Source organism: Leifsonia sp. 2MCAF36 (assembly GCF_052115525.1).
GTDB lineage: Bacteria > Actinomycetota > Actinomycetes > Actinomycetales > Microbacteriaceae > Leifsonia.
Window position 1 is genome coordinate 243,967 of the sequence record NZ_JBFRGV010000004.1, and the last position, 10,781, is coordinate 254,747.

Consider the following 10,781-nt stretch of genomic DNA (forward strand, 5'->3'; position numbering starts at 1 on the left):
CGCTCCGGGATCACACCGCTCGAATCAGCCCTCGATCGTCGCGTTCGATCCTGCCGGTGTCGAGCCCTCGCTGGAGGCCCGCAGCCAGACGCGATGCGACGCCTTCCGTGAGTCGCTTGGCTCCAAACACGGCAAGCGCCTGTCGCTTCAGCTCATCCTCGCTCATACCGCCACCGAGTTCGGCGACCACGGCCATCGCGTTCGCGATTTCCTCGAGCGGCACGTGATCGACGTTCCGCACGTCCCCGGGTTGGCTCCGCCGGACGTCCCGCCAGGTTGCAGGGTCCACGTCGGTCGGCCACGCGCAGGACGTGTCCGTGGTGCGCTGGAATTCGTGAGGGAGGCAGCGAAGAATGGCGTCCGCCCGCGCTGCGGCGACACGATGGAGGCCAAATGATTCCGCAGCCAGTCGGGCCAGTCTCATTTTGTGGATGGGGCCCTCCTTCTGGACGATTTCACGCAGTACGCCGCGTACCTTTTCGGCGGCGGCGCTGCTGGGCAGGCGATCAAGGGTGTCGATCGTGCCCGACCGTTTCGGCTGCCACTCGCTGTACATGCGAACGTGGGGATGCCGGAGTTCCGACGACGGTGGGGCAGAGCGGAGCATGGTGGGAACTTCGGACGGATGTGGCAGGGAGGGGGTCGTCGGCGCGGCCGCTAGGGGCGTCTCCGGAAGTTCGGCCGTGTGCTGGTCTAGACGTTCGCGTACATCCTCGACGGCTCCTGCGAGCCGATCCAGTGTTTGCTCGCGTTGCTGAAGCCATTCGGGCAGCCACACCCGCTGGACGTCCGGCCACTTCATCAGGCCTTTCAGCACGTCGACAGGCAGCCCGTCCCGGTCCGCCACCGTGCGACGCGCGCGCCAGCTCTCGCCGTCGAGCAAGACCGCGACGAGAGGCCGGCCGGGCTCGTCCGCATCCGCGATGGAGATGTCCACCCGGAAGTCCGAGAGGCCGATGTCGGTCTGCACCGCATATCCGCGGAACCGCAGTTCGTCAGCGATCTCGTCCCTGTGTCGATCGATGAGCCGCTCACGTTGCGCGCTGTCCGTGACGGATTCCGCTCCTGAAGCGGCGAGTTCGAGATAGCCCTTCAGGTGCTTGATGCCGATTGAGGACGTCTCCTCGGCACGCAACTCCGAAGGGTCGAAGCTGACGAACAGGATCACTTGCCGTCGAGCGCGGGTGATGGCGACATTGAGCCTTCGCTCACCACCGGCACGCGACAGCGGCCCGAAGTTGAGTGGGATCGTGCCACGTTCGTTCGCGCTGAAGGCCACGGAGAACAGGATGGTGTCACGTTCGTCGCCCTGCACGTTCTCAAGGTTCTTCACGAACAGGCCGTCGCGCACATCGAGGGCGCGGGCGATCCTGTCGTCAGGCACTTCGCGCAGCAGCGTCTCGATCAGCGTGCGCTGCTGCGCGTTGAAGGTGATGATGCCCAGCGACGGCGTAGCCACCGGGGAGAGTTGGAATCGCTGGACGACTTCCCTGACAATCGCTTCCGCCTCCACGGCGTTGGTCCGGAGATCTCGGCCGCGGCCCGACCGGTTGTAGTGACCAGCAACCCTCACGAGGGAGACGCCATGATCGTGCCCGATCCCCGTTTCGTTGGCCTGCCAGGGGGCCGGGAACGATGAGAGCCGGCTGTCGTAGTAGGCGTGATTGCTGAAGGAGATCAGCGCCTCGTCCTGACTGCGGTAATGCCAGGAGAGCCACTTACGCGGAACGCGCGCCTGCACACACTCCGTGAGAATCGACTCCTCATCGGCCACGGCGGTGGCGGCGGGCGATGCGTCCGATTCGACATCGTTGATGACCTCGGCGAAACTCGTCGGCGGCATCTGCTTGCTGTCTCCCACGACGATGACAGAGGCGGCACGACCCATCGCCCCCACCGCGTCCGCGACACGAATCTGCGACGCCTCGTCGAACACGACGATGTCGAAGAGCTTTGCCTTGGCGGGGAGGAAGCGAGCCACCGATTCGGGGCCCATCAGGACGCAGGGCGCAATCTGGGTGATGAGCTCGCCATAGTTCTCGAACAGCGCGCGGACGCTCATTCCGCCCCGCTGCCTGGCGAGTTGTCGCTTGAGCTCGCCCATCATGCCTCCCGCGTAGGAGGGGTCGACGCGCCGCTTGGCGATGATCTCAGCCGGGATCCATCGGGGCAGTTCGTTACGGATGGCGGCGGCGCTCGACGTGAACCGCTCGATTGTGCGGTTGTGCGCTGAGACGTCGAAGGCCGACATGGCCTGTGAATCGGCGCGCTCCTGGATCGATACCTGCGCGATGCCCTTGTCGAAGGCGATTGAAGCCAGGTCTGCCGGGGTCGCCCCGGTCAGGAGCGCCTCGTGAGCGGCCGTCATGTCGAACCGGGTGAGCGGTTCGAGATGCCGACGGAAGGAGACCCACCGATCGAGCGTGACAGGCTCCGGCGTCCCAAGGTTGCGGCCACCGGAGGTCGACCTCCAAGCCGACAGGAACCCGTCGCCCGAGGCCCACCCCTTCATGGAGTCCGCGCCATCCCCACTCGGTTCGGCCACTCCGCTTGACGACGCGAGCGCACGCCACGCACTCGCGAGTCGGGTGAGCGCGCCAGCAAGCTCGGCGTCCGGCATGCTCGTCGCGTAGTAGGTGCGGAGGGCCGACCGCAGGGTCGGGTCGTTGTCGGTCGACGACAGCGACGAACCCAACCACACCCCCCAGGCCAGGCGGCGCTTGACCGGCTCCACGCCATCACGGAGATACGGGTTCCAGTCGGCGGGCGCGAGATCGAGCGGGAGGCTGCGAAGCTCTGACCGGAGAGCAGCGATCTCCTCGGATGCTCGCACCACCTCGGCGGCCAGAGGCGTCACCTCCCGGACAGGGAAGGAACGGGGTTCGACACGCAAGGCCGGCCCGAATGAGGCAAGCGCGGCACGCTGCCGCTTCCGACGACCAAAGAACCCCGACGCATCGGCTTGGATCGCGGAGCGATGCACGGCTTGGACGTCGCCGTCCAGAACCTCGGGCCCCAGCGTCGCGAACCACGGACGATCCACGTTGCTGGCGTTCAGTCGCTCCTGCAGGGCCGGCACCTCACCGGACAGGGCGCGCGCGTGGACCGCGTCGACCGCGTCCAGGGAATGCCGTGGCGCTGTCGCGATCGTCGCCCACTGATCGAGCCGAGCCGGTGAGGACATCAGGGCGAGAGGATTCGGATCGGCCGCACGACTGACCACATCGGTGAGGGCGGAGTCGAATTCGCGGGCGGCCGAGTGGATCGCACGGGTGTCGAGCTCGGCGCCCGCTGGGACGGCCACGAAACCCCACGGATGCGTCGGAGTGGGGTGGGCGAGGTCAGCGGTCTCCGGCAGACTCCGGAGCAGGTTGCGCAGGTAATGGAAGTCGTCTTCCGTCCCCGTAGTAACGAGACTCTGCGGGATGGCGAGCGCTTCGACGTCCTCGGCGGAAGCGAGCAGCTGTACCCGAGCTGAATAGAGCGATAGTCCAGCGGCGTTCGGCTCGTGCAGCCGCTGTGCGTACCGCTTGAGCGACCCGCGGCTGACTGCCGCGGTCTCGGTGTCAGCTTTGAGCGCGGCGGCATCCGGACGTGCGGCCGCGTCGATCGCGGTGCGGATCTGTGCACGGACAGCGGTTGGTCGCGCACCCTTGTCATGCAGGTCGAGGGCGAATGGCCCCAATCCCACCGAGGCCAGACGATCCTTTACGACGTCGAGAGCGGCGCGCTTCTCCGCCACGAACAGCACACGCTTACCTTCCGCGACGGCGTGTGCCAGCAGGTTGGTGATGGTCTGGGATTTGCCTGTACCGGGTGGCCCTTCGAGAACGAATGTCCGCCGGCCGTCTGCCTCGGCTACCGCCTCCAGTTGAGATGAGTCGGCCGGCACAGGCACCGCATTGTTGAGCGCGTCCAGGTCGATGTCGGTGGGTGCAGGGAACGGGTCGACGAACTCGGCGGACGGCGTGTGGATCAGGTGGTTGACCAGAGAGTTGCTCGCCAGTTCTTCCCAGTTCTCGTCGAGATCCTTCCAGAGGCGGTATTTCGCGAATTGCAGGATCGAGAGGTCGACGGTGTCCTCGACCGTGAAGGGGAGATGTGCCGAGGCGAGCGCGCGACGCGTCGCTGTGAACGCTGCGTCGAGATCAATTCCGGATTCATCCCGTGCAGGGTTGGCGAGGCCCGGAATGTCGAGCCCGAAGCTGAGCCGTAACTTCTCCAAGAGGCAGTAGTTGGGTGTCGATTCTCCCGCTTCGTCGATGCTGAAGCGGAACGTCTTGCCGCCGCCCGCAGCCTCCAACGACACCGGGACCAGGACGAGCGGAGAGCGCAATTCGCGGTCGTTGAAGGTCCACCGGAGCATCCCGAACGCCAGATAGAGGTTGTTGGCGCCCGTCTCCTCCGTGATCGTCCGGGCCTTGAAGGCCAGTGCCCGCAGCCGGGCTGTGTAGGTGGCCTCCGTGACTCCGACGAAGACCTGTTTGCGTTCGGAAAGCATTCCGGCGCGCACGGCCTCGGGTAGGTCTTGGCCCGACCGGACACCCCGGGTGCTTTCGATGGTCGGGATGCGATCGTTCGGCACGAGGGTGATTGTCGTTCCGTTGTTGACCATGTCTTCGAACGCTGCCAGGGACGGCTGCGGGACGGCGATCGGGTAACCGGATTTGTCGCCGTAGTTGATGAGCCGGTTCCTCAGGCTCAAGTCCAGCAGAGCGTTCTTCCATAGCGCGACACGAGGCGGCAGATTGCGAGTTACGCCCCCGGCGACGGCCGTGTCAGACGGTGCGTAGTGAAGTGCTTCCGGGGTCGGCGCCACGGCATACTCGACGATCTTCACTTCACCCGAGTCGGTGACCGTACGACTCGGGAGGGGGTAGATGCGCGCCAAGCGCGCTTGCATGATGTCGGTGATTCCTACGACGCCCGAGACATCGGCCGCGAGCGTTGAGAGGTGGTGGTGACGGCGCGCGTGCGAAAAGGGCTTCGAGTCGCCGCCCCCGGTGAGGAAAGTGGTTTCGACGACTTCGATCTGACCCATGCCGACGTAGTTGACCGCCTCGGCCGCATCCAACTCGGCTGGCCCATCAAGGCTCGCATCCTCTCGCCAATACCCGAGGAAGATGTGGCTCTTGAGGAGCCACAGCGTCGAGTTGATCCCCGCCTCCTCGAGAGCGGCCGCCAGGGTCAACGCGGTGTCGAGGCAGGTGCCCAGTCGCCCGTCAAGCACTTCAGCGGGCGTGCGAACTTTCTGGCCCTCGAGGCCCCAGCTGGCCGGAGGCTCCGTGTAGCGGATGTCGCGCGCCCTCATGCTTTCGTAGATTGCCTCGACGATGGCATCCACCCGCTCGCGGCTGCCCTGCTGGTAGCCATCGAGCGCCGGGTTTCCCGTCGTGCCCTGCAGCCGCTCCGACGCCTCGACCAGCAGTGGTGCAATGGCTGCGGAGTTCGGTTGCACGAAGGAGGCGAGTAGTTCGAGGCTGAGCTGCAGAGGGTTGGAACGCCATTCGCTTGCGGCGAGGACGGTCACGTCGGTGTCGCAGGAGGCGATCACCGTACCGTCTGCGTCACGGAGAGTCACTTGCACTATGCCCTGCGTCGGGTGCTCGATCGCCAGCATGCGTGCGGGGTCGAGCAGGAGGTCGGCGTTGCGAAGCGAGGTGGGGGTGACCCCGTCAAGGTCGACGATGATGACCCGCGGGTCGCCGAGCGGTCCGATGTCGCAGATCGCAGCGACTTCGACCGATGCGCCACGCAGCTCCGTGCCCTGGTAGTCGATCAGTACTTCATCCACGACTGGTATCGCGTTGCGCGCGTGGGCATAACTCAAGTCGGGAAGAACGCTGACCGTAATCGACGCTGTGCCAGATTCGGAGCGGTCCGCCTCCCCGAAGGAGGGCGCTGCGGTCGGGTTTTTTTCGGCGGTATCGCCCGGACCCGAACCGGCCGCCGTCACGGAGAGCGCGGCAGAGGGAACGAGAGTGCCGGAGTCGGCTGCCATCTCCGCGAGTATGGGCAGCTTGAGGCTATGGATGCGGTCGGCGAGGGGATCGGCGGCAAGAGCCCGCAAGAGCATTTCGGCCGAGTCGAGCGCCCGATACGTCTCAGCGACGGTGAAGTCTTCGCGATGCGCCCATTTGTTGCGGACGGTGCGCAGTTCGCTCGCCCAGTTTTGCGCCTGGCGGTCGAGCCGGCCCGCGAACGGGTAACCGAGAGATCCGAATGGCTCGGTGAAGACACGGAGGATCAGCGAAAGGTCTCGGCGGTTGTACCGCTCGTACGTTCGACCGGCCTGCCGATCTTTGTGCGCGACGATGTCCGTCCAGTCCGCGATGGTGGGCTCGAGCTCCTGTAACCGCACGGCCACCACGGGCTCCAAGCCGTCCGCCAAGGCGCTCAGGGCCTCCTCGATGTGGCCTCGCGCGTCAAACTCCGGCATCGCACTCCTCACTTCGGAAGCCAATCACATCCGGCAGGGATATTGCGCTTCTCGGCGGCGAGCTTATCGTCGCCGGCGTTCGGTGAACTGGAGCGCAAGAGTCGCTTGTTCTGTGCCGACTGGGTGGGTCGGTCGGCGTCTGCTTCGTTGACCGCTGCATTTGGAACATGGGACGCGCCCCTGCGCTGCTTGGTGCTCCGGCGGTGAACTCGCCGTTAGGGTCGGCATCATGGGGTATCAACCGCCGACCACAATCGCCGAAAGCCTTCGCCGCATCCAGCGGGGAGAGCTCATCCTTCCTGCCATCCAGCGTGAATACGTGTGGAAACCAGAGCAGGTCGTTGCGCTCTTCGACTCGATCATGCGCGGCTACCCCATTGGGGGCTTTCTCTCGTGGAAAGTCGACCCAGGTACAGTCCAGAAGTTCCGGTTCTACGGATTCTTGAAGGACTACAACGAACTGAGTCACCGCCACAATCCCGCTCTTGATGTCGACCCAAGCCGTCCGGTCATCGCCGTACTCGACGGCCAGCAGCGACTCACCTCGCTGAACGTCGGGTTGCGTGGGTCGTATGCATGGAAGAAGCCGCGTGCCTGGGCAAACCTGAGTGAGAACTATCCGCGTCGCACGCTTCATCTCAACGTGTTGTCGGAGGCCGATAGCAACGAGGCCGGCTTGCGCTACGACTTCCGGTTTCTCACCGACGAGCAAGCCAGCGCCGGGAAGGAAGAAGGCAAATTCTGGTTCCCGGTCCGCCAGGTATTCGAGGCAGAGAAGATGGTGCAGCTGTGGGCTGCCGCGGCGAAACTCGACCTCGCAAACGACGAACAAGCCACTGAAATCCTTGGTCGGCTCTGGGAGGCCGTACACACGAACCAGGGTCTTCACTTCTACGAGGAGACAGACCAAGACGTCGAGCGTGTTCTGGACATCTTCATCCGCGTGAACTCGGCCGGAACAGTCTTGTCGTACAGTGACCTGCTCCTCTCGATCGCGACTGCGCAGTGGAAAGAGCGCGACGCGCGTGAAGCAATTCACGGTCTCGTGGACAACCTCAACTCCACCGGGCAAGGCTTCCGGTTCTCGCAAGATGTCGTTCTCAAGTCGGGTCTTGTTCTGGCGGGCGTTCCCGACATTGCCTTCAAGGTCAGAAACTTCACGGCCGCCAACATGGCCACCTTGGACCGGAACTGGGATGTCATCAGCAGTTCGCTCCAACTTGCGGCGGGCTTGCTGAGCGACTTCGGCCTGTCGGCGGCGACGCTATCCGCAAGCAGCGTGCTGATCCCGATCGCGTACTACGTCCATAGGCGCGGGTTGACCCAGAACTATCGCGAGTCTGTCAGGGAGGCCAAAGACCGGGAACTGTTGCGCTCGTGGACCCTTCGGTCGTTGATCATGCCAGGGGTTTGGGGTTCGGGGCTCGACACGTTGCTCCGTGATCTCCGACAGGTGATTCTCGACTATGGCAAATCGGGCTTTCCGGCTGCGGAGATCGAGAAGCGGATGACCCTGCGCGGTAAGTCGCTTGTTATCAGCGACGCGCAAGTCGAGGAAATCCTTGATCTCTCGTATGGCTCGGCTCGTACTTTCGCGGTCCTTGCGACGCTGTTTCCGCATGTCAATACGCGCAACCTGCACCACGTCGACCACATTTTCCCGCAATCCCTCCTCTCAACGTCAAAGTTGAAGGAGGCGGGGCTCGATTCGGCAGCTATCGGCGAGCTACAGGACAAGCGCGATCGCCTAGCTAACCTCCAGCTCCTCGAGGGTCTGGAGAACGTCGCTAAGTCTGACGTTCTGCCAGCTGTTTGGGCTGAAGCGGCATACCCAACAGAGGACGCCTTGCGCGCCTACCAAGATCGGAACGTCATCGTTTCGCTCCCAAGCGCGCTAACGGACTTTGACCCCTTTTACGAAGCGCGACGGGTTGCGCTCGCACGGCGTATTTCGTCGGTACTTGGGGGGACGGGAGCGGGTGGCAACACGGCTACGGCTCCCCAGATCAGCCAGGAAGCCGGTGATCTTCAGCTCGACCGCGCGGAATGAGATCCGAGTCAGACCCCATATCGGGACCTTCAGGTTCCGTTAGGTTCACCAGTTCTGCCGCATTCGCGAGTGCGTTGGCGGCAGTTCGGAGGTCTGCCTCCTCGTTGAAGTCTCGGGCGTCGGCATCGCCGAAGACGTCGGACGGCGACCGCTCAATAGCTGCGTGGCCGCCTAATCCGCTTCATCCAGTGCTTCGAGCCGGTGCCGAAGGGCAAGCATGAGGGGAGTCGTTTCAAGCCACGCCTGTATGTCGCCGCCTTCAGGACCCAGGTCGTACCAGTCAGGCGCGCGTGCCTGCAAGAAGGCGATGACCGCGGACACGTATTCGCCTGGCATGGTCGAAATTGTGTGGCTTGTACGGAAGGTGTCGATCCAGATGGCGTCATTGAATACGATGCGTTTGTCGAGGGTCCCGGGCGGGAGCGCGTCCAGTTCGGTAAGCGGAGCGTTCGCGCTCCCTTCGATTCCGTGAATTCGCATATACGCGAAGGTGCGGGTGAATCCGGCGATGATGTCCCGAGGGGAGACGGCTCGGATGTGCGCCTCTTTCACCAGGCCAGCGGAATCGAGGTCGAACATGTAACAGAGCTCCGCGACGAGCGCCCAGTCATCCATCGCCCCACCTCTTGATGGAGGCGCGCGGTGTCAGGCCGACCCAAGTCCAGTGCTGCCGGAGCGGCGCCAACTCAGGGAGACGAAGCTGCCCATACCCGGCACGGTAAGGGTCCACCTCGTGGAGGACACCTAGGTCGGTTTGAATCCTCCGCCTGTTCGAAGCGTGAGCTTTCAGCTCCATCTCCATCTCCACCTCCGCCTAACGTTGACGGCTCGCATAGTAGCTGTAGATACAGCAGTCCGGGTAGTCTTACCTTTTGAACCGAAAGCTGTGGGGCGGTAGGACGTGAGAACCGTTTCGGGATGCTGCGTTGTATCAAGCGGACCAGGGGAGGTGAGTTGTGGGGACGGTTACGGGTTACGAAACGTCACGCGGTCGTCGGTATCGAGCTCGCTGGAGAGATGGGACTGGTCGCCAACGGGAGCGGCGAGGCTTCCTAAGGAAACGTGAGGCGGTCGCGTTCGTTGCTTCTGTTGAAGAGACCCACGTTCCGCGTGCCCACATGCTCGTCGAAGCTCGAATTAGCGTTGGAGAGCTTGCAGACACCTGGCTGGCGAACAAGGCCGTGGCACTGAAGCCCTCGAGCTTTTCACCGCTCCGCACCGCATGGCGTGTATACGTGGAACCGCGGTGGGCCACGACGTCGATAGGCGCGATTGTTCCATCACAGGTCGAATCTTGGATTCGCGAGCTGTGCCTCGGCACGGCTCCGACCGCTCGCGTGCGTCCTGTCCAACCGGAGAAGCGCCCATCAGCGAGCGTTGTGATCCGAGCGGTAGGCGTCCTGGCGGGAGTACTTGACATGGCGGTGCGGGACGGCCGAATGGATCGCAATCCCGCTCGTGGAGTTGCAAACCTGCCTCACAAACCGTGGGTGCCGCGACGGCGGTATCTCAGCAACGAGGAGGTGTTCCGCCTCGCGCGTTGCGCTCCGGACACACTCAAGCAAACACTCATTCTTACCCTCGCGTATACCGGCTTGCGATGGGGAGAGGCGATCGCCCTCACACCAGACGACGTCGACCTAGCCAAGCGCCGGCTCGCGGTCCGCCGCACTGCTACCGAAGTCGAGGGCGTGGTTCATGTCGGGCCGCCCAAGAGCTGGGCCGCGCGATTGGTACCCTTTCCCGCTTTCTTGGACCAATCGCTTGGTGCGCTGATAGATGGAAAATTGGGCAGCGCGTTGGTGTTCGAAGCGTTGACTGGCGGCTACATCCTGAGGCCGGATACTGCACGTGGCCGCGGCTCATGGTGGACCGCCGGCGTGCGAAAGGCGAGGCTTGAGCACCTGACGCCCCATGATCTTCGTCACACGGCTGCGAGCCTCGGAGTCAGTGCGGGAGCAAACGTGAAGGTGCTTCAACGCATGCTCGGTCACAAGTCGGCCGCGATGACTCTCGACACCTACGCGGACTTGTTCGAGGACGACCTCGCCGGGGTCGCCGACCGATTGAATGAGCGCGTTCTCGCTGAGAGCCGGGGCGACTTGTGGGCTCGCAGCCCGACCGCGCAACCAGTCGTCGACGCAGCCGTAAACGATCGGCCGATCGGGCGGGTGTCGTTAGACAGACTGCGTCCGCCTTTGTAGCTCAGCGGAAGAGCGAGTGCGTCCTAAGCACCAGGTCGGGGGTTCGAATCCCTCCAGGGGCACCTCGCTTTCGACGTCCGGGTGTGAC

At 64.0% G+C, this 10,781-nt stretch carries 4 protein-coding genes and 1 tRNA gene; 3 read left to right on the top strand and 2 right to left on the bottom strand.

Annotated elements, in window-relative coordinates:
* Window positions 1-10: 10 nt before the first annotated feature.
* Window positions 11-6,439: a DUF3320 domain-containing protein gene (locus tag AB4079_RS08495; RefSeq protein ID WP_441786847.1), complete on the bottom strand. Its 6,429-nt coding sequence runs from the start codon at window positions 6,437-6,439 to the stop codon at window positions 11-13.
* A 229-nt stretch (window positions 6,440-6,668) separates the two neighbouring features.
* Here AB4079_RS08495 and AB4079_RS08500 point away from each other — a divergent pair, with 229 nt between their 5' ends.
* Complete coding sequence (locus AB4079_RS08500) at window positions 6,669-8,489, top strand: DUF262 domain-containing protein (protein ID WP_441786848.1); 1,821 nt, start codon at window positions 6,669-6,671, stop codon at window positions 8,487-8,489.
* 171 nt (window positions 8,490-8,660) lie between these two features.
* Here the strand turns inward: AB4079_RS08500 and AB4079_RS08505 are convergent, their stop codons facing one another.
* Entirely contained in the window at window positions 8,661-9,104 is a 444-nt protein-coding gene (locus AB4079_RS08505; RefSeq protein ID WP_441786849.1) for a hypothetical protein, read from the bottom strand.
* A gap of 503 nt (window positions 9,105-9,607) precedes the next feature.
* Between AB4079_RS08505 and AB4079_RS08510 the strand changes: the two genes are divergently transcribed.
* Together AB4079_RS08510 and AB4079_RS08515 are read left to right on the top strand one after the other, a co-directional pair.
* Window positions 9,608-10,693: a tyrosine-type recombinase/integrase gene (locus tag AB4079_RS08510; RefSeq protein ID WP_441786850.1), complete on the top strand. Its 1,086-nt coding sequence runs from the start codon at window positions 9,608-9,610 to the stop codon at window positions 10,691-10,693.
* Window positions 10,684-10,755: transfer RNA gene (locus tag AB4079_RS08515), tRNA-Arg, on the top strand. The genes AB4079_RS08510 and AB4079_RS08515 overlap by 10 nt, the downstream gene beginning before the upstream one ends.
* Window positions 10,756-10,781: the final 26 nt, after the last annotated feature.